Source organism: Psychrobacter sp. JB385, assembly GCF_900163785.1.
GTDB lineage: Bacteria > Pseudomonadota > Gammaproteobacteria > Pseudomonadales > Moraxellaceae > Psychrobacter.
Map to the genome: position 1 here is coordinate 80348 of NZ_FUKN01000001.1, position 25582 is coordinate 105929.

18 protein-coding genes are annotated in these 25582 nt (G+C 44.3%); 6 read left to right on the forward strand and 12 right to left on the reverse strand.

Annotated elements, in window-relative coordinates; all coding sequences use genetic code 11:
* Positions 1-87: 87 nt before the first annotated feature.
* The gene (locus CZ794_RS00315) at positions 88-2160 is read right to left on the reverse strand and encodes a carboxypeptidase-like regulatory domain-containing protein (protein WP_087039668.1); all 2073 of its coding nucleotides are present in this window, start codon (positions 2158-2160) and stop codon (positions 88-90) included.
* Positions 2161-2594: 434 nt separating this feature from the next.
* On the opposite strand from CZ794_RS00315, the gene CZ794_RS00320 reads away from it, so the two are divergent.
* Positions 2595-3017, forward strand: coding sequence for a YbaN family protein (locus tag CZ794_RS00320; RefSeq protein WP_087039669.1), 423 nt, complete (start codon positions 2595-2597; stop codon positions 3015-3017).
* 244 nt (positions 3018-3261) lie between these two features.
* A complete protein-coding gene (locus tag CZ794_RS00325; protein ID WP_010201661.1) occupies positions 3262-3471 on the forward strand; it encodes a cold-shock protein in 210 nt (69 codons plus the stop codon).
* Between the two features lie 298 nt (positions 3472-3769).
* On the opposite strand, the gene CZ794_RS00330 is transcribed toward CZ794_RS00325, so the two are convergent.
* Complete coding sequence (locus CZ794_RS00330; protein ID WP_087039670.1) at positions 3770-4873, reverse strand: YeiH family protein; 1104 nt, start codon at positions 4871-4873, stop codon at positions 3770-3772.
* 257 nt (positions 4874-5130) lie between these two features.
* Between CZ794_RS00330 and CZ794_RS00335 the strand changes: the two genes are divergently transcribed.
* Positions 5131-6066, forward strand: a complete 936-nt coding sequence (locus CZ794_RS00335) for a LysR substrate-binding domain-containing protein (protein WP_087039671.1) — start codon at positions 5131-5133, stop codon at positions 6064-6066.
* 107 nt (positions 6067-6173) lie between these two features.
* On the opposite strand, the gene CZ794_RS00340 is transcribed toward CZ794_RS00335, so the two are convergent.
* Both CZ794_RS00340 and CZ794_RS00345 read right to left on the reverse strand, forming a co-directional pair.
* Positions 6174-6635: a universal stress protein gene (locus CZ794_RS00340; protein ID WP_087039672.1), complete on the reverse strand. Its 462-nt coding sequence runs from the start codon at positions 6633-6635 to the stop codon at positions 6174-6176.
* A 137-nt stretch (positions 6636-6772) separates the two neighbouring features.
* Positions 6773-7234 carry a universal stress protein gene (locus CZ794_RS00345; RefSeq protein WP_087039673.1) on the reverse strand — a complete coding sequence of 154 codons (462 nt, stop codon included), beginning with the start codon at positions 7232-7234 and terminating at the stop codon, positions 6773-6775.
* Between the two features lie 454 nt (positions 7235-7688).
* Between CZ794_RS00345 and CZ794_RS00350 the strand changes: the two genes are divergently transcribed.
* Positions 7689-10730 (forward strand): insulinase family protein, encoded by a 3042-nt coding sequence (locus tag CZ794_RS00350; protein ID WP_087039674.1) that lies wholly within the window; start codon positions 7689-7691, stop codon positions 10728-10730.
* A gap of 116 nt (positions 10731-10846) precedes the next feature.
* Here CZ794_RS00350 and CZ794_RS00355 read toward each other — a convergent pair whose 3' ends face one another.
* The 4 genes from CZ794_RS00355 to CZ794_RS00370 form a co-directional block, all read right to left on the reverse strand.
* Entirely contained in the window at positions 10847-12187 is a 1341-nt protein-coding gene (locus CZ794_RS00355; RefSeq protein WP_087039675.1) for a serine hydrolase, read from the reverse strand.
* Positions 12188-12331: 144 nt separating this feature from the next.
* Complete coding sequence (locus CZ794_RS00360) at positions 12332-12895, reverse strand: NUDIX hydrolase (protein ID WP_087039676.1); 564 nt, start codon at positions 12893-12895, stop codon at positions 12332-12334.
* 240 nt (positions 12896-13135) lie between these two features.
* Positions 13136-14416, reverse strand: a complete 1281-nt coding sequence (locus CZ794_RS00365; RefSeq protein WP_087039677.1) for an AGE family epimerase/isomerase — start codon at positions 14414-14416, stop codon at positions 13136-13138.
* On the reverse strand, positions 14409-15224 hold the full coding sequence (locus CZ794_RS00370; protein ID WP_087039678.1) for an SDR family oxidoreductase: 816 nt from the start codon (positions 15222-15224) through the stop codon (positions 14409-14411). Before CZ794_RS00370 ends, CZ794_RS00365 begins: the two co-directional genes overlap by 8 nt.
* A gap of 612 nt (positions 15225-15836) precedes the next feature.
* Here CZ794_RS00370 and CZ794_RS00375 point away from each other — a divergent pair.
* Positions 15837-16574 (forward strand): CoA pyrophosphatase, encoded by a 738-nt coding sequence (locus tag CZ794_RS00375; protein ID WP_087039679.1) that lies wholly within the window; start codon positions 15837-15839, stop codon positions 16572-16574.
* Positions 16575-16704: 130 nt separating this feature from the next.
* Here the strand turns inward: CZ794_RS00375 and CZ794_RS00380 are convergent, their stop codons facing one another.
* Positions 16705-18057 carry an oxygenase MpaB family protein gene (locus tag CZ794_RS00380; protein WP_087039680.1) on the reverse strand — a complete coding sequence of 451 codons (1353 nt, stop codon included), beginning with the start codon at positions 18055-18057 and terminating at the stop codon, positions 16705-16707.
* A gap of 156 nt (positions 18058-18213) precedes the next feature.
* A complete protein-coding gene (gene nhaA, locus CZ794_RS00385) occupies positions 18214-19416 on the reverse strand; it encodes a Na+/H+ antiporter NhaA (protein WP_087039681.1) in 1203 nt (400 codons plus the stop codon).
* A 457-nt stretch (positions 19417-19873) separates the two neighbouring features.
* Here nhaA and CZ794_RS00390 point away from each other — a divergent pair, with 457 nt between their 5' ends.
* Entirely contained in the window at positions 19874-20629 is a 756-nt protein-coding gene (locus CZ794_RS00390) for a TSUP family transporter (RefSeq protein WP_087039682.1), read from the forward strand.
* Positions 20630-20759: 130 nt separating this feature from the next.
* Here the strand turns inward: CZ794_RS00390 and CZ794_RS00395 are convergent, their stop codons facing one another.
* Both CZ794_RS00395 and CZ794_RS00400 read right to left on the reverse strand, forming a co-directional pair.
* Entirely contained in the window at positions 20760-22136 is a 1377-nt protein-coding gene (locus tag CZ794_RS00395) for a dicarboxylate/amino acid:cation symporter (RefSeq protein WP_087039683.1), read from the reverse strand.
* A gap of 391 nt (positions 22137-22527) precedes the next feature.
* Positions 22528-25557, reverse strand: coding sequence for an acyl-CoA dehydrogenase (locus CZ794_RS00400; RefSeq protein ID WP_256958798.1), 3030 nt, complete (start codon positions 25555-25557; stop codon positions 22528-22530).
* Between the last annotated feature and the right edge of the window lie 25 nt (positions 25558-25582).

A 25582-nucleotide genomic window follows, 5' to 3' on the forward strand; every position in this document is an offset into this window, starting at 1 on the left:
ATTTTTTATATCATTAAAAGTAAAAAAGCCGCTCATAGCTTAATGATGAGCGGCTAATAAACGAGAATTGAAGATTTCTACATAATATTAAAGCGTAGGATAGGCCGTACGTAAAGCATTCAGGATTTGATTTTTAGCAGCTTCGTTATAAAAAGCGCAATCATCCTTTTCAAACTCCTTCAAGTTCTCAGACTCTGCGTCAACGAAAGAAGCTGCATAAACTTCATTGTTATAATTCACAAAAGCAGTAGACGAATCGTCGTCGCTATTTACATTTTTTACTTCGGCAATCCAAGGTATACCAGCCCATGTTCCGCGTCTAGCATTACCGAAACCTGTTACTGCTTGGTCAAAGCTTAAGCCCGGTAGTTTATAGTTAAGGCTAATATAATTGACATTAACGCTACCAGTTAAGGCTTTTTTACAACTGGTGCCGTTACTAAATATGCTTAGTGAGCTTGGTAGGTTATTTAACTTATCAATCACGCTATCAGGAATGTCATTATAAAAGTCGTTATTGTTTTCAAGCGCTAATACCGTCCCTATTTTTTGACCAGCAAGTTGAACATCAGTATAAGTGCCCGTCGATACAAATCCATTACTTAAACGTTGTGTATATCTGTTATTAGCAAAAATGGTATTAAGCTGCTCTGTCTTAATCGCATTGTCTGTGGTCAAAGAGAATCTGAATTGCGGACTGATGCCCATGGTCGTTAATAAAAGTTGCTCTTGGGCTTCAAAATCATCGTAGTCTTGCTCGACATCGTACAGTGAATTTTCAACGATGTTAGTCGAATTATCGTTATTAGTGCTTAAAGTACTAATAAAGACATTCTCAAGTCCCGTTGCAGTATCAGAGTCAGTATCAAAACTGAAATTATAACCAATTAGACCTGCTGTATTTTGTTCTGTTGGCGGTATAAATGGCGCATCTGGTATCGATGGTACGGGTGTTACAGGAACAGGTGCAAGCGGTAACTCATCAAATATTGTACTTATATCACTGTTATTCAGATCAATTTCACCATTACTCTCGTTAACAGTGTCCACTTCTATACAATTGCCATTATTGATTTGATAAGTCCCATTTTGTGCCAATGCAGGAATCTGAATAGTGCTAAATTTAACTGAATATGAGTAAGAAAATAAGGTTAAAGGCGTGTTGAAAGGCACTTTGATACTGAACTTACCATCGTTGTCAGTACCACCAGAGTTAGAAAAACTGCCTCGTCCCTTGATGGCTGCAAAATAATCTTTGACATAGGGTTTTTTGGTTTTGCTATCGATCATACAGCCTGTTAATACGGCGTAATACTCGTTGAGAGGGATGTCTAAATTCCATAAGGTAAAGTGCGATACTTGTCCTTTATAACTACCATCTGGTTGACGAGTAGCGACCCCATCTTTAACCCAAATGGTTTTTTCTTCATCGTAATACCAAAGTGGAATAGAGGGTAGGTTTTGATCGGTTGTTACTTCAGGATAGACTAAAGTAGCTTGAGCACCTTCTTTTAAGTTAAGCGTTGCCCCTGTAGCAGGGTCAGTCAATTTGACATCGAGCACACCAACAGTCACAAGGTTTGTTTGCTGGCTACCATCCTCATTTTGACCAGTAAAGGGTTGCGCGAATGACCGAGCGCCCTCTATAGAGTCAGGATTGTAGTAGTTGGCAGCAATATTTACAGTACCTGTATAGTCATTACCATCTGCGTTGACGATACTATTTGCAGGAATACTAACTTCAGCACCAGACACCTGTAAGTTATTCACACCAGCATTAGCAGCAAATGCGCTAGTGATCTGGTCAGGTGTCAATGTAATATCAAGATGATGCGCACGTTTAGATTCAATTTTTACTTCCCGCGCCATCGTCAAATAGCCCAATTTACGCACTAAAATTACCGCATTAGACGCTTTATTGTCTAAATTCAATGAGTAGGTGCCAGCGTTGTCAGTAAGTACAGATCGTTTGCCCACTTTGACATCAGCACCGACTATAGGGTTACCGTTTGCATCTATTACCGTACCACTAATGAGCTGCTGTTGATCATTTATCTCAGTTTCGTTGGGCTGAATAACCGTATCATTGTCGTTATTGCAAGCAGTTAGACTTAATGCCGTGACTAACATGCTGGCAGTTAAAGTATTGAATTTATTCATAATAGAATCTCTAGTATTAAGCGGTATTGTAATTTAAATAAATCATTAAGTAATGTGGGCGAAACCTACAATGTAGGTAATTTGTCGAATAAAAAATTCTTGTAATAGCTTTTGAGTAGAAATGGGAATGACGTACGCTGTTTACTTTTGTACACATTTTAGAAACATTAGGATTATGCATTATAGTTAAACAATAGTCTATTAAAAATATTTGGGTATTTACTGTTTGTTGTTGCGAGAAATTAAGATGACTCTGCTACTGTTTGAGGGACAAAAATGGTAGATACTAAAAATATGACATAAAGATGCAAAATTCACCTTGTACCGTTTTTAGCGATATTGCATGATTATTCACCTATATAGGCAGCTATCTTTTGAGAAAGAGTTGTAGCTGCTCAACTCCTATATCCTCATTAGCACGCGACATCACTTATATGACCCATAACAAAAAAGCGTTTTATTATCGTCCAAAGACTAATCAATCCAAAAGTCCAGCGGTGCGTTGGACATTCGTAATATTGGGCTGGGTGTTCTTTGTACTGGGGATTATTGGCGCGCTTTTACCCGTGATGCCGACCGCTCCTTTTATACTGCTGGCGGCAGGCTGCTGGGCGCGTAGCTCTAGGCGCTTTCACTTTTGGCTCATCAACCATAAGTACTTTGGTAAGTTTGTTCGTGATTGGGAAAACAATCACGCCGTACCTTTATATGCCAAATGGCTTGCAACAATCATGATGGCCATTTCGACCAGTATGTTATTTTATCGTCTGCCTGCCGATATGCTATGGGTCGCATGGATTGTAGCTGCCGTTTGTAGTGGAGTAGCGATCTATTTATTTCGCTTACCAAATGCCTAAAATAGCTGCAATGAGAGGTAAAAACACTGATAAATGGGGGCCAGTTACACGAAATATGAGATAAGACTTGCGATGCCAGAATGTTCCCCTTATAATACGTCCAAGCTTAAGAGCAGTTCTGCACCAAATCATTACCTCGTAGTATTAGTTATAATCCTTCGTTTTAATATTTATCGTTCAGTAGCTATTTGCAAGCGTTATCGGTCACTAGACCATTAATAAATTTAAAAGTAGGATTATCAATATGTCAGATACTCAAAAAGGTACAGTTAAGTGGTTCAACGAAGCTAAAGGCTTTGGTTTTATCGCTCCAGAAACTGGCGCAGACGTTTTTGCTCATTACAGCGAAATCACTGGTTCAGGTTTCAAAACTTTGGCTGAAGGCCAAGAAGTTGAGTTCACTGTAACTCAAGGCCAAAAAGGCCCACAAGCACATAACATCGTTGCTATCTAATTTTTATTAGAGCAAGATGATTAAAAAAACGAACCCTCGGGTTCGTTTTTTTTTCGTCTGCATTTTAGAGTAACGATACACAAAACCAAAAATGCCTACAACCATTGCGATGGTTGTAGGCATTTTAAATGTTGGATAATGATAAATAGATCAGACGCAGTGATTTAATGTAGTAAGTTTAATATCAAAATGAAATAGCGTGCTGGAATAAATTTTTCGCAGCCTCTGTCTGCGAAGGCACAGTAAGCAAGAAAAATTTATACCAGTTCAGCATTAGAATATAATCTATCTATTTTATTTAGAATCGACTATACATTAAGCTGACCAAAATATTAATCAAGCCACCACCAGCGATGAGCCAAACAAACATGATCGCACCCAAAATAAGGGGCTTGATGCCAGCTTGTTTGATAGCGCTCAAATGAGTGGTTAGACCAAGCGCAAACATGGCCATCGTGAGTAGCACATCATCGAGCATGACCATACTACGCTCAAAACCTGTACTCATCGGTACCCAGGTATGTAATAAGACGATTGCAATAAAGATAAAGGCAAACCAAGGAACTTGGACTTCTTTTAGGCGATTTACGATGGATGGTTGCTTGGTACGGTCAGTGTTATCGCTTTTATTTTTGGTTAAAGCAAAAGATAAAATAAGTAAAAAAGGCGCAAGCATCATCACCCGTATCATCTTGGTGACAACCGCCATATTACCAACGTCGGCACTGATAGCATTACCAGCCACCACTACTTGTGCCACTTCATGAATGGTTGAGCCCGTATAAATTCCATATTGCTCAGTGCTGAGCCAAGGTTGCAGCCAGCCTAGGTGATGCAGCAGAGGGTAGAGGATCATAGCGACCGTACCGAAGACCACGACGGTAGCCACAGCGATAGTGACTTTATGTGCTTCGGCCTTGACGACGGGTTCTGCGGCGATGACTGCTGCTGCGCCGCAAATACTTGCCCCTGACCCAATCAGTAAGGTGGTTTGTCTATCAACCTTTAACCATCTTGTACCGATCCAATACGTGAGTAAAAATGTCGATGTCAATACCAGAGCATCTGTCATGACGGCAGGCATACCCACACCCGATACTTGCGTCAAGGTTAGCTTAAAACCATAAAACATAATGGCAAGGCGCAGTATTTGACCTTTGGCAAAGCCCACGCCCACACTTAAGCGATCAGCCACACTGGGATAAACAGTATTGCCCAACACCATACCCAGCAAAATCGCTAGGGTTAAAGATGACAGTCCAACCACACGTCCAGCCGTCCAAGTATCGAGACTGGTATCAAGCCACAAACAAAACAAACTGCCGACCAATACCACCACCAGTCCTGCCAAATGGCGATTGGTTGGGCAATAATGGTCAACGGTTTGAGCTAAAGCATGCATGACTGACTGTCCTATTATCTATAATCAAAATAAGCATAAACTTATGATTGGTCAGTATAAAACAGGTCAATCTATAATAAAAACAGATTAATAAGATAGAAACTATCGATTTTTTGGGTTAATAATATATAATCATGGTGCTGACTCCGCTATCAGTGATTTGGCTCAAAAAATGAAATGACGCTATTTGCTCAAATATTTAAAAAATAAATAGTGCAGTGACCATGACTCTCATCAATTAAAACCGTATCGAAACTATGAAAAAGCCGCTACAGACATTACCAAAGATCACGCTCAAACAGCTGTCTGTCTTTGTCAGTATTTATCAGACGGGCAGTACCAGCCGCGCCAGTGAAGAGTTGCACTTATCACAGTCAGCGGTCAGCAGCGCACTGAGTGAATTGGAGTCAAGGTTACAAATGCCATTGTTCGAGCGTGTTGGTCGCAGCCTTAATCACCATCCCAATGCGCATCCCATCTATGTACAGGCGCAAGCAATCTTAGGTCAAGCCTTGACGTTAGAGCATTATCATAAGCACCAAGCTGGGCAAATTCGTATTGGAACAAGCACCACGATTGGGAATTATGTACTGCCATCGCTGCTTGCTAAGCTCTATGAGGTGTTACCAGATGCCAACGTAGACATGTATATTGCCAATACCCAAGAAGTGGTTAGCGAGATTGAGCAGTTAAATATCGATATCGCGCTGGTGGAGGGCGTGCCGCGTCCAACCGACATGAAAACCATTGAGCAGCGCGCTTGGCGTACGGATACCTTAAAGGTTTTTGCCAAGCGCGACAGCCAATGGCTGATAGAGCTAGCAGCCTATAATGATGACAGTGGGTGTTATGAGCTGAGTCTGGAGCAGTTGGCACGACTACCATTATTGGTACGTGAGGCAGGCTCAGGCACACGGCAAATTATCGATGAGCAGTTACTAAAGCATTTGCCCAATGCTGAGATTGTCATGGCGATTCAACAATCAGAAGCGATCAAGCACATGGTGATGGCAGATATCGGTCTTGGTTGTTTGTCTCAGCATGTGATTGAGACAGAACTGGCAACAGGAACGCTCGTACAGGTAAGCGTAGCGGGCATTGATCTGTCGCGGACATGGTGGCTGGTGTGGCACAAAGCCCGTCATCAAAGCCCCATTTGGCAGACCTTTATTGATATTTTGGCAACCGTATAAGTACCAAAAAACCTGCAATAAAAAACGTCCCATAGCAGATGTGCTATGGAACGCTTTATAAAGTCATATTTTTTATTTAACTGATTAATATAACTTACTGGTTTAAACTACTTATGGTCGGGTTTGTCCAATCTTACCACCAAGCTGTCGCAAGGTACGTTTGGTAGGATGTTGTCTGCGGTAGCGCCGCTGAGCCATGCGGCAATACCATGTCGGTTATGACGACCAATGACCAATAAATCCACCTCATGTTTATGGCAATAATTAACGATGCCTTCACTATTCGAGATGGCCGTTGTTACCTCAGAATTGACGGCGTGTAGCTCATTGCGATCCAAAAACTGTGCCAGCTTAGCACGCGCTTCTTGGCAACGCTCGTCATCAATCTGATCGTATAAGCTTGAGGCGGGCACCAGCTCATAGCCGAAGCCAACCATGGTGTCTTTCACAATATGCAATACCGATAACTTGGCATTAGGACGATTCTCCACGATGCGTTTGGCTTTTTGGGCGACTATATCGGCATCAGGAAGCAAGTCAGTGACCAATAGAATATGTTCGTAACTCATGTGCTTCTCCTTGTGACAGATGATTCTAACTATAGCACTACGGCAAGGTGCTGTGAAGTAAAGCTTGACTGTCTTTAGTCTGTCAAAGCGACAGCATTCATAAACGACAGACTTAGTTACCTAGTGAGCAGTACCAATTATTTTTCTACAGGCTTATTAAGCTTAACAACTAAGCTATCGCAAGGAACATTTGGCAATATACTATCCGCAGTGGCAGTCACTAACCAAGCGGCGATACCATGACGCTCATGACGTCCAATAATAAGTAAATCAACGTTTTTTTTATGACAGTAATTAACGATACCTTTACTGTTAGAGATGGCAGCAGTTACCTCAGAATTAACGGCTTCTAGCTCATTGCGCTCAAGAAAGCGCGCAAGTTTAGCACGTGCTTCTTGCCACTTTTCGCCATCAACGTCGCCTGTGAGGCTGGACGCAGGGACAAGCTCATAACCGAAACGTACCATGTCATCTTCAACGATATGCAGCACAGACAGTTTGGCATTGGGAGCGCCAGCGAGGATACGTTTGGCCTTTTGGGCAACCAAATCAGCGTCGGACATTAAGTCAGTGACCAATAAAATATGTTGGTAACTCATGAGCAGCTCCTTGTGACAGATGATTTTCACTATAACACTACTAATGCCCGCTGTTAAGTAACATCATTTAATCAGATAAATCCGCTAAAAATATTTGGGTTTAATATCTAGCGACTTTGATACCATGGCTTTCTACCTTATCTTTTAGAGCGTGTCTTGACTTCTCAAACGCTTAGCCCCATCTAATACCGTTAGGGAAATTCCTATTAATGGATTAACCATGCCATGACATATACTGCTATGACATACGAATATTACCCAAAATTTTTGCATTGATTGATATCAATGACAGATAAAACGATTTATCTTGTAACCATTATTTTTTATTCATTATCTGGTACATATAATTTTTATTCATGATTGGTTTTTATTCAAGTAAAGTAAAAGACGTGCAATGTTGACTCGAATCTCACGCTGACATTTACTCAGATAAAAACACTCTATAAGGAACACTATGACTGACACGCTATTCACTGCTGACTTGACCCTGCATCCAGCGTTTGAGCTGATTGAGCATCGCCATATTGAGGCGCTTTCGATGGATGTGTTGATCAGTCAACATGTCAAAACGGGCGCGATGCATTATCATTTGGCACACCCAAGTGACGAAAACGCGTTTTTGGTGGGCTTTCGTACTCAGCCGATGGACTCTAAGGGTGAGGCGCATATCTTAGAACATGTTGCCTTATGTGGCTCTGAAAAGTTCCCAGTCCGCGATCCGTTCTTTTCGATGATTAAGCGCTCGCTCAATACGTTTATGAATGCGATGACTGCCGCTGATTGGACGGCATATCCGTATGCCACCCAAAATAAAAATGACTATTTCAACTTGCTTGCGGTCTATCTTGACGCGTCATTTTTCCCCAATATTCATCCGCTTGATTTCGCCCAAGAAGGCATTCGTGTTGAGTTAGACAGTGAAGACAGGCCGCATTTTAAAGGGATTGTATTCAATGAGATGAAAGGGGCGATGAGTGGTGAGATTGATCAGCTTTATCATGCTGTCGCGCATCACTTATTCCCAACGACGACGTATCATTATAATTCAGGCGGTGATCCTGCTGATATTCCTGATTTGACACATCCTGAATTGGTGGCGTTTCATCAAAGCCATTATCACCCATCGAACAGCGTGATTATGAGCTTTGGTAATATTCCTGTTGCTGAGACACAGACCAAGATTCATGAAGATGCGTTGATTCAGTTTGAAGCAGGCAAAAAGCACGTCTCACGTCCAGAGCAGCGTCTATCTGCGCCAATTAGCGCCACCGATACGTATACCGCTGATGAAGCTGGCCCAGACCAAACGCATCATGTGGTGGCTTGGCTGCTACCCTCTATTACTGATCCAAAGCAGCGTTTGGCGCTCCGTTTATTAGAAGGCGTGTTGGTAGAACATTCAGGCTCACCGCTGCGTGCGTATCTGGACAGCCATCCTCTAGGCAAAGCACCAAGTCCATTACTGGGACTCGATGACAGTCATTATGAAATGGTCTTTTATACCGGTCTACGTGGCTCAAACCCAGAGCACGCCGAAGCGGTCGAGCAAGGCATCATAGATTTGCTGACCCAGGTTGCCAGCGCACCAATCGATGATGAAACCATCGAAACCATTTTGCATCAGATAGAGATTGATCAGCGTCATATCGGCGGTGATAGTGTTCCTTACGGTTTAAACCTCATGTTAGAGGGCTTTAGTACGGCTATCCACGATGGCAATCCTATCGATGTGTGGGAAGTGGATGAGCATCTACAATGGTTACGTGAGCAGGTAAAAGATAAAGCGTGGTTGCCAAACTTAATCAAAACCCATTTGCTTGACAACAATCACCGTGTACGTGTGACCTTGACGCCAGACAGTGAAAAAACGGCTCGTCTTGCCGCCGCTGAGCAGGTACGTTTGGATACCATCGCGATGGATTTGACTGCCGATGATAAAGATATTTTGCATAAGCAAGCGCTGGATTTGGCTGCGCGCCAAGCTGCGCCTGATGATTTAAGCTTATTGCCAAAAGTGGGTCTAGAAGATGTGCCAACAGACATCAGCTTCAAGCAAGGCACACAAAAAACAGTACGGTTAAGTGGACAAGACAGCACTTTATTTGAATATGAAGCAGGAACCAACGGTATCTACTATTATCAAGTCATCGTGCCATTGACCGATGCCATTGGTGGCGTCAATAGTGATCAGTTACCAGTGAATGAGGTGATTAATCATCCACTGCTGCCTATTTATTTAAGCTTATTGTCAGAGCTTGGCACCGACTCGATCAGCGCTCATGACATGCAAGCCAAGCAAGCGGCGCATTCTTCTGGAGTGACTGCGCGTATCAGTCAACGTACTGATATTGCCGATAGTCAGTCTATCAGCAGCTATTTTGTGGTCGCAACGCGTGCGCTAAACCGTAAGCCTGAAGCGATTGATCTGCTCAAAGAAGTCATGGAGCATAGTGTCTTTAGTGAGCACGACCGTATTAAAGAGATTTTGCAGCAGCGTCAAGCGAGCTGGCAGTCAAATCTTGCAGGTTCTGGACACTCGTATGCCATGCAAACCGCCAGTCGCGGCATGAGTCGTCAAGCGCAGCTGGAGTATGTGCGCAGTGGTCTCCCTGCGTTGAACGCACTAAAAGAGTTCTTAACACATGCTGGTACTGACGATGCGCAATGGGATAAGCTTGCGACCAGTTTAATGGACTTGCATCAGCGTTTGATTAGCTTGCCCAAACATGCGGTTATTATCTGTGAAGCTGAGCAAACTGAGCGTTTGAGCAATTTAATTGTCGACAGTTGGCAAGACAGTCAAGCCCCAGCGTTGGCAGAAAAATTAAGCCACTCTGATCGCAGTATTGACGATAGTGTTCCAAGCGAATTTGCAGATTTGCAGCTAAATGATGTTGAAGGTAAATCAGTAGCAGTTGAAGATGTGGCATGGTTGGTTCCGACCAACGTTTATCATAATGCCAGTGCTTATACAGCACCTGCGGCCGATCATCCTGATACCGCTGCATTGATGGTATTAGCACCTTATTTACGTAATGGCTATTTGCACAGCGCCATTCGTGAGCGCGGCGGAGCTTATGGCGGCGGTGCTGGTTATGATGCCAATGCCTGTGCCTTTAAGTTCTTTAGCTACCGTGATCCTCAGTGTGCTGAGACCTTTGCCCATTTTGAGGCCAGTATCGAATGGCTGTTAAATGAGCCGCAAACAGATGAGCAGTTAGAAGAAGCCATCCTCGGTATCATCTCTGGTATGGATAAACCGGGCTCTCCTGCCGGGGAGGCTATCAAAGCCTGCTTTGCTGACTTGCATCGCCGCGGCGCAGACTGGCAGCGCAAAATGCGTGCGGCAATCTTGTCCGTGACCGTGGCTGATTTGCAGCGTGTTGCCAAACAATACTTGCAAGGGCAAGAGCATGTACGTGCGGTGTTAGCGCCTTATGACAAAGAAAGTCAGGTAAAAGCATTGGGTTTTACTGTGTGCAAAATTAAAAGCTAATAGCACTGTGCTCCTATAAAGTGAATGTGATTTACTAAAAACTGCCGCTTTCGATGTATGATGAAAGCGGCGGTTTTTTATGGTGTTTAATTTTTATAGCGTTGACTTCTAAGTCGTTACTTCTGGATTAAGTAATTGGCAACTGCTTTAAAAGCAGGAATGGTAGTCGGGTCATTTTTGCTATTGCTGGCATCAGGATGCGAGGCAAAACGGACAATGACCATGTCGGCTGCTGGATCAACATAGATTCTTTGACCATGGACACCGCGAGCTGAGTAGACGGGTGTGGGATTGTCATATGACCACCACATGCTTTTATAGCTGCCATTTTTGAGTTGTTTGTAATTTGCCTTGGCAAAAGCAGCTTTGTCGCCGCCAGCTTCGATATGCTCTACTACCGCTGCTGGAAACAGACGCTTACCGCCGATCTCTCCTTTATTTAGCATGAGGCTACCAATGCGTGCCATATCATGCAAGCCTGCACTGATACCACCGCCTGCAAATGGCGTACCTTTGGCATCAACCGTCATATAGGCACTTTGTTCAGCGCCGATTTTTTGCCACAGGCGCTCAGAGAGTAGGTCGTTGACGGCCTTACCAGTGGTACGCGCAATGATCCAACCCAGCGTATCGCTGTTAATGGTTTGATAGTTAAAGGCATTCCCATGCTCGCCTTTTTTCTTGACCGTTTGAAGATATTCAAAATAGCCATTAGGCCCGTTATAATCTTTGGGTTTTGGTAGTGGGCTGGCTGCTTCTGAATATTTCCAAATATCCGCATTGGGATCGGCGTAGTCCTCGCTGTAGTCCAGCGCCGTGGTCATGTCCATGACTTTACGTACGGTTGCATCTCCAAAACCGCTGTTTGCCAGCTCGGGAATAATCGAGGCAACCGACGCGCCATCGTCAAGCTTTCCTTCGGTGACGAGAATCTCTGCCAGTAGCCCTGTCATCGATTTGGTCATCGACATCGCAGCATGTTGGCCCAGCTCATTGAGACAGCCATTTTGACGCTCATACACTACCTTGCCGTGATGCAAGATCATGATACCGTCCGTATAATTGGCGTCCAATGATTCTTGCCATGTCATCGGGCGATTACTACCAGTGGGAGTAAAGGTGATAGCGTCGATATTTTTGTCCAGCTCATAGTTGAGCTTGGAAGGCGCACCGATACCGCGACTGACTTCGGTGGTCGGCATCAGCTCACGAATGTGACACACGGTCCAACGCAGCTTTGGAAAACTAAAAAAGTTGGAGGATGGCTGCGCTATCAGTTTGTCATTGGGCGGCGGAAAACCTTGCATCCAACCAAGCGCTTGTGGATCTGATTGTTTGGCAGTGAGTGGTGTTTCATTTGCATAACTGGTTGTACTAATCACTGTCATGGCGATGGTGAGTGGCAACAAAGGAGTGAGTGATAGCAATGATAAGGAGCGTGGCAATAAGGTCAGCATAATAATCTCGCAAGTCAGATAAAGCAGTTAACAGCAGACAATAAAAAACCATTGATAAGAGTTTATACTAATGGCTTAGCATAATTCTTATCAATGGTTTTTACCAACAACTTTTGTAGGGTATTTTGTGCTTATATTCAGAGGCTAGTAGCGTTTAATACTTTGGTCTTTGCCAATATAGTCTTGATGAACCGGAAATTGATCGTTGCTATCGAATGTTTTACGGTCTTCAAAGTAGCTGTTTAGCGTGCGACGCACTGCTTCAAAAGCAATCTCGTCCCATGGAATATCCTCTTCTTTGAACAACGCACAGTCAAGGCTCTCAGAGCCGATACCATACGCGCCGTCCTTTAACTCTGTTAGATAGATACTATAGATTTGACCGATATCAGGGATGTCATACAGACAATATAAGCGCGGGTTGATAACCACTGCATCTGCCTCTTCATAGCTCTCACGTGCCGCGCCTTCAGCCATGGTTTCGCCATTTTCCATGAATCCGGCGGGCAATGTCCAAAGTCCATATTGCGGTTCGATGGCACGGCGACACAGAAGCACTCGGTTTTCATGAATCACAAGTGAGCCGCAAATCACTTTTGGGTTTTCATAATGAATATAGTGGCAGTTGGGACATACCAGACGCGGTACATTGTCCGTGGGTGGTATTTTGCGTTCTGCTTTATGACCGCATTGTAGACAATAGCCCATATTACCTGCCTCATTTTTTGTAGATATCGTGTATCCACTTATCTTAAAAGGTTTTTGATAATTCTGATGTTTGCTTTTGTATATGAAATTCTTTGCGATAAACAGTATTTTATATAATACCAAGCGTTTCATTCCTACCGATACCAAGTAACGTTAGTACCATATTAAGCTGTTTTGCCTAAAAACCCTTAATAGTGTATGTCAGTTACTATCAAGGGCGCTCAAGTAATGGATTATAGGTTACCAATGACGATCAGAGCTCAGCACCTGTGTGCGTAGTCCACCAGCTACCGACGCAGAGAGTGGAATCAATGATGTTACAGTGGCTTGAAAGTCATGATAAAGATCTTCGCGCGTCGGATACACGACCGTACTTAAGTTGCCATCTGCATCCACCTCATGACGCCAGCCGCCGTGCTCAAGATCAATCAAAGTACTGGCGATATAATCCCAAGCTAAGCGGTAGTAATGTTCAAAGCGCGGATCACCCGTACGGCGCGATAGCATCAGCGCGGTATTAGCCATCTCAGCCTGTACCCAGTAAGGACGATTTGGTATTGAAATCTCATCATCCCAGCCAATGGTATAAACCATGCCGGGCTGACCGTCAGGTGCCCAGCCGCGATCGATAGCGCTATCAAACAATGCGACGGCATCAGGTAGCAGCCAATCAGGTGCGTCATAATCATGCGCGATACAAGCAGACTCAACCTTGATTAGCAGTCCTGCCCATTCTGCAAAGTGACCGGGTGTGAGCCCCCAAGGCCGCAGGTCGTCAGAAGGCTCGTTGGCATCGTAGTCGGGCAACAGATTCCACTCACTATCAAAATGTTCAGGTAGGCGGCCATCGTAAGTACTAGGAATATCATGGCCGAAACGCTTGGCTAAGTGTAGCGCGCGGTCTAGCCAACGCGTTTCACCCGTAGCATCTGCCAGTGCTAAGCAGGCTTCGGTCGTATGCATGTTGCAATTGGCACCGCGATAATCTTCAGGATCAGACCAGTCAGCCGCAAAGGAAGGTAGCATCGATTGTTCGTCTTCTAGCCAGAAATGCTGATCGATAATGGTTATTGCAGCTTGCATGAGCTCTGGACCGCGTGGGCGACCAGCAATGCTAGCAGACGCGCCAGCCAGCGCGACAAAGGCATGCAAATAGGCGTTTTTGCGTGATGGGTTTTCATGAGTTGAAGAAGCATCACTGAACCAACCGCCATGCACCGAGTCGCGTAATGGGCCATCAAGCAACGCGTTTATGCCATGGTCAGCAAGTGTCGCTGCACCCGGTATACCCATTAGTGCCGCTAGCGCATAGCAATGCACCATCCTTGCAGTGATGATGCTCTTTGCTGTGTCATCTACCATGCTCCCGTCGTGACCGAGAGTTGCAAACCCTGAGAGCACGCGCGCTTTGGCATAATGATCAAGTAGACGCTGTCCTTCGTTAAGTAGCCAATGACGATGCATACGGCGATCTGCCCAGCAAATAGATAAGAGATCGGAATGATCAGCAGTATTAGCCATTGGTAATCATCCCGCCATTGATATGTAGCGTCTGCCCAGTGACAAAGCTGCTGTCTTGGCAAGCAAGAAAGACATAGGCAGCGCCCATCTCACGTGGCTGACCCATCCGCCCCATTGGAGAGGACATGGATTCTAAAATATCTTTATCAAAGTCTTTAAATACCAGTTGAATCTCACTGACTACAGGGCCTGGTGCCACCTGATTAACGCGAATACCGCGACTAAGGAGTTGTTGCGATAACGCGCGGGTGTAGCCAACGATAGCGCCTTTGGTTGCGGTGTACGGCACCAAGACATCATTGCCGACATACGCATTCACTGAGGTGGTATTGATGATGCTATCACCTTCTTTCATATGCTCAAGGGCGGCGCGGGTTGCATAAAACATCCCTGCCATATTGACATCAAAATGCTGTTGCCAGTCTTCATCACTGACCTCAGACAAATCATGATACGGCTTTTGCATACCAGCATTGTTGACTAGCACATCAATGCCGCCCCATTGTGCCACCACGGCTTCTACTGCCTCTTTGCAACTACTGCTATCTGCCGTATCACCCTGCAATACCAACGCGTCTGCGCCTTCTGCTTCAATACCTTCACGTGTCTCATTCGCGCTTTCTTCATCAGAGTGATAAAGGATGGCAACTTTGGCTCCTTCACGTGCCATATGAAAAGCCACTGCGCGGCCGATACCGCTGTCTCCGCCAGTGATTAAAACGCGCTTATCAGCTAATTTTCCTGAACCTTTATAATTGTCATTGATATATTCAGCAGGTGGCATCATGTTGTCGATTTGGTCTGTCATAACTTTTATCCTTTATCTTATTTATAGTTAATTTATTGTTTGTATAACAAGGCTGCGAGACGTCATTTTTAGATGAGTATGTCAAAATTGATATCCCAAAATAGATATTCTATATTTATCACAGTCTGTCGGAACTCATCATAATATCCAGACATCTATTTTGGAATATTGCTAAGTTGAGGTTTGGTAATTTAAAAATGTCGTCGTGTTAACTGATAAGCTAAGCAAAAGCTGCATAAAATGGTATAGACAAATGAAAATATGTCGACTAAAAGGCAGTTGTTATAGGGCATACAGGGGGAAAAAGAGTGGGCTCATTGATAGACAATCGACACTGAGTCTAAGATGTCGTCCAGATATGAATACAACTGATGCCACAAAAGTTGTACACAATTAGGATAGGTATTCGTATCTATCCTTACTGCTGTATTTATCAAAAGAAGGTATGTCATACAGAAATAGGTTGTATGTTGATCAACATGGCACAATCATTGTATATAGCGATAAGCTGATGAATAAGAAACGCTGCCACACCATCGACAGGTTATACTGGCATGCTGAGATAGGCGCCATCGTACATGATATGATGTTGACCACCCATAGGATTTGATAATGACCATACCCAACAATCTTGATGTTTTTGATCAATTTAGCGTGGCTATACCAACGTTTATTCGCTATCCCACACTCAGAAAGCTGGCCGAACGCGTACAGCAAGAAACCGTCAATGCTGTCAATCGTCCAATACGCCACAACGAACACAACGCTTCTTATAGTGCGCGTGTTTTAGATAGCCTGTACCAGACACCGATTGCAGATGCTTCGGTATTGGTGGCAATCACTCATGAGCGTCATCCAAAACTGCTACTCACGCGCCGCGCTGCCCACATGAATAGTCATGCTGGTGAAGTGTCTTGTGTGGGCGGTAAGCACGATGAGGGTGATGGCAATAATGTCATTACAGCTTTGCGTGAAGCATGCGAAGAAACCGCTTTACCGCCTAACAAGGTGCAATTGCTCGGACAGCTGCCTATACAAACCTCCAAAAGTGGTCTGACGGTACGGCCAATTGTGGCGTTGATTGCACCAGATTTGGTATTGGTGCCTGAACTTGGAGAAATCTCTCGTATATTTTGGGCAGATTTTGAGTCGCTACTCACTCAGCCCACTGTGGAGTATGCGGTTGAATATACCATGCAAGAGCAAACGTCGACCCTGCTTACGCCAAGCTGGCAAGTAGATGGAGAGACTGTTTGGGGGTTGACAGGACGTGTCATCGCCAGTCTATTAGAAATGGGTTTTGATCGGCAGCTTGATTGGTATTACCGTATCCAGAATACACGATTGTAGGCGCATTAATGGCTAGCCTGTCATGGCACAAAGATTGGCGATACAGTGGGTCAAGTTAAAACAGTGACATAAAAAAATCTGTTTTGTCTTAGTGTCTATTTAGCGTTTCAGCGTTTCAGCGTTTTAGCGTTTATTTATAGTAGTCATCGTTTTTCTTGAGCCACCAATTCATATTGTCTTGACGCTTGGCACGAAAAGCTTCTAGTTTTTTATCAATGCTTTGATTGTGCTGGCGTGCGGTATCAAGCGCAAATAAAATAGGCACTGAGGACAGGACACCAAACCGTATCTTTGATTTTGGTAAATCCAGCCCATCACCGATGTCATCACCAACCAAGGTGCGCGTCACGCTGGCATTGACCATCTCAACGAAGCGTCCTCGACGGTTGTCTTCACCCATAAGCTGACGCGGCAGATCATGCAAGGCTTTTGCCAATGGCTGTCCCATTTTAAAATCAAGCTGCTGGATCGATAGATACGTATACAGCCACTCCCAGCAAGCCGCCTCATCTTTCGGCAAACGCTGCAAATCAACGCCCATCCAATAGCTGGCTAAATTCCATAGATGCAGAATACCTGCCGCTTCCTCTTTACTAATTCGCGCACCAAGCAGACGCAGGCCGCGCATAATCAATAGCGAAAACTGTAAATGGGTGGCAATCATATCGGTTTGATTAATCGGCACGCCCCAATATGCCGTGTTCCAGCTACCATCAGGATTATGATGTTGGTCGGCGTTTGGTATCACGCCAGCTGCCGCATTACCTTTACCTTTGAGCAGGTTTTGGCGTACCAAGGTATGAATCTGTCGCACTTGGATAGATTGCCGCCAACCTTCAGAACCAATGCCCAGTACTTGCTCAATTGGTGCATGCTTAGAGTGCGCGCTCATGTTTGATTGAGGATGTTCAGAGACTGCTAAAATATAAGCGTAGGTGCGCATCAATCGCGGAAGCGCATCATGCATCAGTGCGCCAGTTTGAATCAGAGGGAGGGAGAGGGCAGGGATGCTATAGCCTGCCATCAGGGCAACATTACGCAGTAGCCAAATCAGCATCAAGGGATAACGTCGATAGGCAACCGCACCGATTTGCGCGAGTTTGGGATCGAACCAATCAGGATGACTGCTAAATTGCTCTGTCAATGCACAAAAAGCGACGTTGTCTTTGAGCGCATCACCGCTGTTGTTACTGAGGATGTGCTGTTGTAATGGCTTGGCAAAGCGAATGCCATCAGCGGCTAGTGCATCTGCGAGCGGATCACCAATATCATAACCGGCAACCATTTCCTCTAGTAAATCGTGTGAGATGATAAAGTTTTTTGGTAATAAATAGCGTTTGACGCGTTTTAAGACTTGTAGATCGCTATGGTCATCAATAGCTGTTGTACGTCCGTGCCGCTGATAAGAGTCTGCCGAGCTCTTTTGTTTTGAAGAGTGGGTAGACGCACGATTTGCTTTATCACTGAAGTCTGTAGAATCCATATTTATCCATTGCCTTTATGATGAAATCTCTCACAATGCCAACGATATCAATATCTATTCCTGTAATGGCACCAATTTGGTATGACATGTTTCTATGACGATAATAAAAATGAGCCACTCATTCGCCAAATGGCATTTAAGTGGCTCATTCTGTCATCAATGTGGACGGGTTAAATCTACAGAGGTTCCACTTACATTGTCTTTTAAGCTGAATTTGAGCATGAGGTAACCTGCGACACCAGAAACGATTGAACCCATGATAATACCTAGGCGCTCATCGAACATGGTCGTGTCGCCTGCGAATGCCAGACCACCGATAAATAAGCTCATTGTAAAGCCAACCCCGCACAATAAAGCGGCGCCGTAGATTTGCTTGAAGTTCATGCCTCTTGGCATGGTTGAGATACCAAGTTTAAAGATTAACCAGCACATAATCATCACGCCCAGCTGTTTTCCGATGAACAGACCAGCAGCAATACCAAGTGGAACAGAATGGAACAATTCCTCAAAACCTGCACCTTGGAGTGAGATGCCAGAGTTGGCAAAAGCAAATATAGGTAAAATACCGAAGGCAACGGTGTTGTGTAAATCGTGCTCTAGCTCTTCTAGTGGAGAATGCTCAGGGTCGGTGCGGTCAAACATCGGAATGAAGAGCGCTAAAACTACCCCAGCCAAGGTTGCATGGATGCCAGACTTGAGCACGGCAATCCACATAATCACACCAATAAGTAAATAAGGCGTGATTCTAGTGACATTACGACGATTCAAAAAGTATAAAGCAGGCAGACATAAACCAGCTACCGCTAACGATTGTAATGACAACTCACTGGTATAAAATAGCGCGATGATTAAGATGGCACCAATATCATCAAAGATTGCAATAGACACCAAAAATACTTTTAAAGAGTTGGGTACGCGACTGCCCAGAAGACTCAAAATACCTAGGGCAAAAGCAATATCCGTTGCCGCTGGAATGGCCCAGCCTTTCCAAAACTCAGGCTCGTGGTAGTTAAAGAGGAAATAAACAATGGCTGGGAAAATCATACCGCCTATAGCAGCACCAGCTGGTAGTATGATTTGTTTGACATTAGATAGCTCACCGATTAAGACTTCACGCTTAAGTTCAAGTCCAACTAAAAAAAAGAAAATCGCCATCAGACCATCGTTGATCCAGTGATGGGCATCTTTGGCAATACCGAATTCACCGATCTGAATGGCGACAGGTGCGTGTATAAATCCTTCGTACCAAACACTCAGAGGGGAGTTGGCAATGATCATTGCAGCAATGGCAGCCAATGCCAAAACAATCCCGCCTGCCGCTTCAAACTCAAAAAATGCCTTAATCCTTCGTATTGCCATATCATCCTCATCTACTAAGTACAATGTATTAAATAACTTCAAGTATCTATCCTGCTACGCAGTTCCACGTCACAGATAAAAAGGAGTAGTTTCTCATACTCTTATTCATATAAACAACAAAATGCGCTAACCAAAAGTTATGAGTGCTTCCTGCTATATTCATAATAACGATATTATAAAGGGCATATGACAGACAAAGTAGTTGCAACTCGTTAAATCTTTTTAGGTTGACGCCGCTTGTGTCGAATATTTACTGAGTAATGAGACAAATTTAGCAGACTTTTTTATGTTTTTGGTTTTTTTTATGGTTTTATCCTTATAATGATTGACGTTGTATAAAGCGCAGTGAGCGCTCTAGCACCTATCAGTAATGCCATTGCTTATCTAATAGCAATTTTTTTTAGCCGAATCTTTTGGGTTATCTTCTTTTTTACTATATGTTTTGAAGGTCAGTGTCATGGACGTATCCCTCTCTTTAGAGATTATCTTAATGCTTACTGCTGTGGCGGTGCTTGCAGGTTTTATCGATGCGATTGCTGGCGGCGGCGGTCTGTTAACCATACCTGCTATGTTACTCGCTAATATTCCACCCGTCTTGACGCTTGGCACCAATAAGCTACAAGCTGCCTCTGGCGCGCTAGCTGCTTCTATGACGATGATTAAAAAGGGAGTGGTTAAGCCTCAACGCATCAAAGTTGCTATCATTGCCGCCTTTATCGGTTCAGTGATTGGTACTATTGCCGTCCAAATGTCACCGCCAGATTTGCTTGAAAAATTGATTCCATTTTTGATTGCTGCTATCGGTATTTATACGCTATTTGCGCCAAAGCTTGGTGAGGTGGAAGCGGCACCGCGCATCTCAGAGGGCAAATGGCAAAAAATAGTAGCACCATTGATTGGATTTTATGATGGTTATATTGGACCTGGAACTGGCATGTTTTTTGCGCTTGGTAATGTGGCACTACGTGGCCGTCAGATCATTGAGGCCACTGGGACGGCCAAAGTGTTGAACCTATCTACCAATATTGGCTCGTTAATATTTTTTATCTTGGGCGGCAATGTCTTGTGGAAAGTAGGATTGGCGATGATGGTTGGACAAGCGGTAGGTGCGTATTTTGGTTCTCATATGGTGGTCAAAGGTGGCAGTAAGTTAATTCGACCTTTGATTGTCTTGGTCTGTTTGGCGATGATAACCAAATACGTGATGGGATAATGCCGTTGGGCATGAAATTACGATGAGCGGTAGCAATAAGCAATACGTCCATCCGATTGCTCACAAAAAAACCTCAGCCCATAAGATGATGTGCTGAGGTTTTTTATGATGACTTATTCAATATAGATGATTAACGACGACGATCAACATCATCGTACTCACTACCCATTACTCCATCATGAAAGACTTCAGAGAATTCACGCTCGTTGTTTTCATCAATGTGACCATCGAATACATCTTTGGTGCCTGCATCAGGGTCGTTATAAGTCACTAAGTCCATCTTGCCTTCTGATTTTGCCACGATTGCAGTCACTGCTGCATCACCACCGACGTTGACAGCAGTACGTAACATATCAAGGATACGATCCACACCTAGGATCAAGCCGATACCTTCGATAGGCAAGCCCACTTGAGCAAATACCATAGATAACATAATCAGCCCCACGCCAGGCACACCTGCGGTTCCGATAGAGGCCAGTACCGACATGAGAATCACGACCAGATAGTCGGTCACACCCAAATCAATACCATAGATATTGGCAATAAAAATGGTCGCCGTACCTTGCATGATAGCCGTACCATCCATGTTGATGGTCGCACCAAAAGGAACAGTAAAGGAAGCAACGGAGTTATCCACGCCCATACGTTTGGTGACGGTACGCAAGGTAATCGGAATGGTCGCGTTTGAGCTTGAGGTACTAAACGCAAAGATTTGTACTTCGCGCATTTTTGCCAAAAAAGTTCTGATAGATAAGCCTGAAGTGACTTTGAGGACGATCATCATAGTGATAAAGAAATGGAAGGCGAGCGACCCTACCAACACTGCCATATAGCTCACTAGTGCGCCGATCAACTCAAAGCCCAGCTCTGACATGGCTTTGGCCAGTAGTGCAAATACACCATAGGGTGCTAGATTCATAATGATGGTCACCATTTTTAGGATGACTTCATTGATAAGCTCTAGGCTTTGAACCAAGCCTTTGGCAGGTTTGCCCACCATCAAAATACTGATACCAATAAGAATGGCAAAGAAAATAATCGATAACATGTCGCCGTTAGCCATCGCACTGATGGGATTCGATGGGACAATGTTAGAGAATACATCAAGTAGCGGCGGCGCTGACTGAGCTTCAAAGGCGGCTTCAGTTTCGACATTCATGCCTTTACCGATACCAAATAAAAGACCAAGTCCAATGGCTGTTGCGATCGCAAGGGCAGTGGTCATCATATAAATCATAAAGGTTTTGGTACCAATACGGCCAAGCAAACGTATATCACCAATGCCGCAAACCCCGCAAATCAGTGAGATAAGCACTAAGGGTACGACCAGCATTTTTAGTGAGTTAACAAACAGCTTACCAATGATGGCGAAAAAACCATTTGTGATATACGTATGAACAAAACCACCTTCAGTGTTCAGTCCTGAATAGTTTATAAATAAACCCAGTATAATACCGAGCACCATGGCAACAATGATCTTGCCTGTCAGTCCCATATTTTTCCACATAAACTCTATCCTTTTATACACAGCACCCAGCATCAGGAAGCAAACAAGATATTATTGATTCACATGCCTTTACCTGAATTCTCTGAGTTTGTAAATTTCACATCTGTGACTTCATGTCAATTTCCCGCACAATATAAATTAATTGTTCAGGTAACTGCAACTTTTTTTATAAATTAAGACGTACTTATTTTTTTAACTAAGGATTAATAGGATTAAATGATGGCTAAGAGAGCGGGACGGGTTACTAGATTTATGGTTATCAAGGATAGCGATATGGAGACAAAAACAAAAAAGACCGTTCAAGCTGAACGGTCTTTTTTGATTCAAATTATAGTAAGCACTGATACGTTATATTAAGCTAAGGCTCATGTTTCTCAGCACTTATTATTTCTTAAGTTTTATCATTTTCGTCACGACGTAGACCATCTTGCCACTTGGTATCTAAATTATCTGCGTTATCTATCTTGTCGGCGGTGTCTATGCTACTCGCATTGTCAGTAGCATCATTTGTACTGGCAGTATCGATAACAGTCGGCTCGTCGACACCCTGCTTTATCACTTCTGATTGTTCAGGCGTATCGGTTTGCGTTACAGGTTCGATATCATCGATGCTGCGCTGATGACTACTATGATTATTACTCATGCGCTCATTTAGATGAGAGGCGGCATCACGATGGCGATGATCCAATGCTTCTGCGTCGGGATTGGTGTCACCAAAGTCAGTTTGAGTACGCACTTCTTTCACGGTGTTTTGTTCAGAAACCATCTCTACATCACCATCACTCTCATAGCCATGGTTGGGATTGGCATCACCTGTCTTTTCATCGACACTCTCACTACCAGACACTGCCAAATTGTCTGAGGCAACCTCGCTATCAGCAATAATACCATTTCTGGCCTGAGCGTCTTTCTTTAACTGAGCATAATCAGTGAGTTGATGTACGGCGTTATCGAGACTGTGGGGGTTACGACGTACTTGCGCTTTTAATAGATGTTTATCAAATACATCCGTCAATAGCGAGTCAAAGCGCAAAGCATTGTATTGAATCAGCACTTCTGCTTCTTCTTCCGTGATATCACCTTTTTGGCTGGCATAAACCACATGGTCTTCAAACGTAAGACCTTCAAAGCTGTCCTTATGTTCGGCTTTCTTAAATTTCTGCCATAAGGGTTCTATGCCGACAAGAGCTTGATAAGCATTTTCCATGCGGCCAGTCACATCGTCTGCATCAGTATTGTAGTAGACCATTGTTTTGAGGTAGTCACGGAAAGGGTTGGCCTCAAAATCATCCATGAATACATCCCCCAACTGACGTTTGAGCTCATCACTTGGTGGCGTAAAGATACGACCACTTGGGAAGGTCACAAAACTTACCACGCTTGCTGCCATACGATTTGGGAAGTTGTCAAAGAGCGATAAGAAAGCTTCTTGAATGGTATATAAGCTGTTTTGTAGTGCCACTTCAGCATGCAAACGTTCAGCTTCTGACATAGTACCATGCTGGTAAAACTGCAAGATAGCGGTGCTGATAAATAAATGCCCATGAATATCAGCCAATCGACCAGACAGCATCTCTTTACGTTTTAGATCACCTGCAAGTAAACCCAATGCCATATCAGCGGTCAAAGCAAATCCTGCACTCAAGCGATTGATGTGCTTGTAATAAGGACGGGTAAAGTTATCAGCGAAACTTGGCGCATCATTGCTACCACCAACATAACCTGCGACAAAAGCTTTGGCGCCGCGATTGAAGGTATAGCCCAAATGCTTAAAGAATAAATTGTCGAATTGCTTAAGCGCGCCTTCTTTATCTTCACTCTGCAATAGTTGCAGCTCATCAAACAAATAAGGATGGCAGCGCATGGCGCCTTGACCAAAAATCATCAATGAGCGTGTTAAGATATTGGCACCCTCAACCGTGATGGAGACAGGAATTGCTTGATAAGGCGTCGCCAAAAAGTTGCGCGGACCCATCTGTACGGCGCGACCACCGACGACATCCATACCATCATTGACCACACCGCGCATGGTTTCAGTGGCATAATATTTTGCCATGGCTGTCATAACAGATGGCGTACCACCTTGGTTAAGACCACACGTGACCAAATGACGAAACGCCTCTAGCATATAAGTATTACTAGCCATGCGACTAGTCGCGTCTTGCACCCCTTCGAATTTACCAACCGAGATTTTAAACTGTTCGCGCACCTTGGCAAACGCACCGACAGACAGATACGTCATTTCACTGGCAGATGTGGATAGGGCAGGCAAGGAGATACCACGCCCAACGCCCAAGCATTCCATCAACATACGCCAGCCGCGACCAGCATTTTCAACGCCACCAATGATGTAATCCAGTGGGATAAAGACATCTTTACCATCGACCGTACCGTTCATAAAAGGCGAGCCGATGGGATTATGGCGCGGGCCTATCATGACACCTTTATGCTTGGCGGGTACCAGCGCACAAGTAATACCATAATCGGTCTTTTTCGGATTACCCAATAAACCTTCTGGATCATGCATTTTAAATGCCAAGCCCACAACTGTTGCGATAGGGGCCAAGGTAATCCAGCGTTTTGAGAAATTCATACGCAGACCCAGCACTTGCTCGCCTTCATGTATGCCATAGCAGACCACGCCCGTATCAGGAATGGCGCCCGCATCAGAACCTGCCTCAGGACCAGTCAGACCAAAACAAGGTACTTCATCCCCTTTTGCCAAACCTGGCAGCCAGCGCTGTTTTTGCTCATCCGTACCATAATGCATCAAAAGCTCACCAGGACCGAGTGAGTTTGGCACCATACAGGTCACCGCCGCTGTTGGTGAGCGCGAAGCGATTTTACTCATCACACGGCTTTGAGCGTAAGAACTAAATTCTAAACCACCGAACTCTTTTGGAATGATGAGACCTAAAAAGCCATTACTCTTAATGAATTGCCAAGCTTCAGGTGATAGCTCTTTATCCTCTTGCTGAATTTTCCACTCGTCCAGCATGGCGCACAGCGTTTCCACCTCATTATCAATGAAGCTTTGCTCTCTTTCTGAGAGGGTCGGATACGGATATTGGGCAAACGTCTCCCAATTGGGTGCGCCCATAAATAGCTCTTTTTCCCACCAGCTGGTACCTGCATCTAGGGCTTCACGCTCCGTGTCACTCATACTTGGCATGGCACCGCCCAAGGTTTTATAGACACGCTTGGTAATCAAGGACTGTCGAAGCGGCGTCACAAGCAGAACCAAGCAAAGCAGCGCAATTGGTATACCCAAAAGGAGCGACCAAGGACTGATGATCGCAGTCACAATAACCGTTACGAGTGCAGCAACACTGCCAGTCACTCGCGATAAAGACAACAAAAAGATGGCCAGAACCACGGCTAATTGAATGATGATTGCCAAAATAAATAAGCCAATGGCCATGACTGTCTCCTTGATGACGCTGAAC

What these genes read in the sequence shown, in the direction of transcription:
- CZ794_RS00325 (WP_010201661.1), top strand. Translation starts at nt 3,262, where the DNA reads ATGTCAGATACTCAAAAAGGTACAGTTAAGTGGTTCAACGAAGCTAAA.
- CZ794_RS00395 (WP_087039683.1), bottom strand. Translation starts at nt 22,136, where the DNA reads ATGTGGAAAAATATGGGACTGACAGGCAAGATCATTGTTGCCATGGTG.
- CZ794_RS00315 (WP_087039668.1), bottom strand. Translation starts at nt 2,160, where the DNA reads ATGAATAAATTCAATACTTTAACTGCCAGCATGTTAGTCACGGCATTA.
- CZ794_RS00390 (WP_087039682.1), top strand. Translation starts at nt 19,874, where the DNA reads ATGGACGTATCCCTCTCTTTAGAGATTATCTTAATGCTTACTGCTGTG.
- CZ794_RS00330 (WP_087039670.1), bottom strand. Translation starts at nt 4,873, where the DNA reads ATGCATGCTTTAGCTCAAACCGTTGACCATTATTGCCCAACCAATCGC.
- CZ794_RS00350 (WP_087039674.1), top strand. Translation starts at nt 7,689, where the DNA reads ATGACTGACACGCTATTCACTGCTGACTTGACCCTGCATCCAGCGTTT.
- CZ794_RS00400 (WP_256958798.1), bottom strand. Translation starts at nt 25,557, where the DNA reads ATGGCCATTGGCTTATTTATTTTGGCAATCATCATTCAATTAGCCGTG.
- CZ794_RS00335 (WP_087039671.1), top strand. Translation starts at nt 5,131, where the DNA reads ATGAAAAAGCCGCTACAGACATTACCAAAGATCACGCTCAAACAGCTG.
- CZ794_RS00380 (WP_087039680.1), bottom strand. Translation starts at nt 18,057, where the DNA reads ATGGATTCTACAGACTTCAGTGATAAAGCAAATCGTGCGTCTACCCAC.
- CZ794_RS00360 (WP_087039676.1), bottom strand. Translation starts at nt 12,895, where the DNA reads ATGGGCTATTGTCTACAATGCGGTCATAAAGCAGAACGCAAAATACCA.
- CZ794_RS00320 (WP_087039669.1), top strand. Translation starts at nt 2,595, where the DNA reads ATGACCCATAACAAAAAAGCGTTTTATTATCGTCCAAAGACTAATCAA.
- CZ794_RS00365 (WP_087039677.1), bottom strand. Translation starts at nt 14,416, where the DNA reads ATGGCTAATACTGCTGATCATTCCGATCTCTTATCTATTTGCTGGGCA.
- CZ794_RS00345 (WP_087039673.1), bottom strand. Translation starts at nt 7,234, where the DNA reads ATGAGTTACCAACATATTTTATTGGTCACTGACTTAATGTCCGACGCT.
- CZ794_RS00370 (WP_087039678.1), bottom strand. Translation starts at nt 15,224, where the DNA reads ATGACAGACCAAATCGACAACATGATGCCACCTGCTGAATATATCAAT.
- CZ794_RS00375 (WP_087039679.1), top strand. Translation starts at nt 15,837, where the DNA reads ATGACCATACCCAACAATCTTGATGTTTTTGATCAATTTAGCGTGGCT.
- CZ794_RS00355 (WP_087039675.1), bottom strand. Translation starts at nt 12,187, where the DNA reads ATGCTGACCTTATTGCCACGCTCCTTATCATTGCTATCACTCACTCCT.
- nhaA (WP_087039681.1), bottom strand. Translation starts at nt 19,416, where the DNA reads ATGGCAATACGAAGGATTAAGGCATTTTTTGAGTTTGAAGCGGCAGGC.
- CZ794_RS00340 (WP_087039672.1), bottom strand. Translation starts at nt 6,635, where the DNA reads ATGAGTTACGAACATATTCTATTGGTCACTGACTTGCTTCCTGATGCC.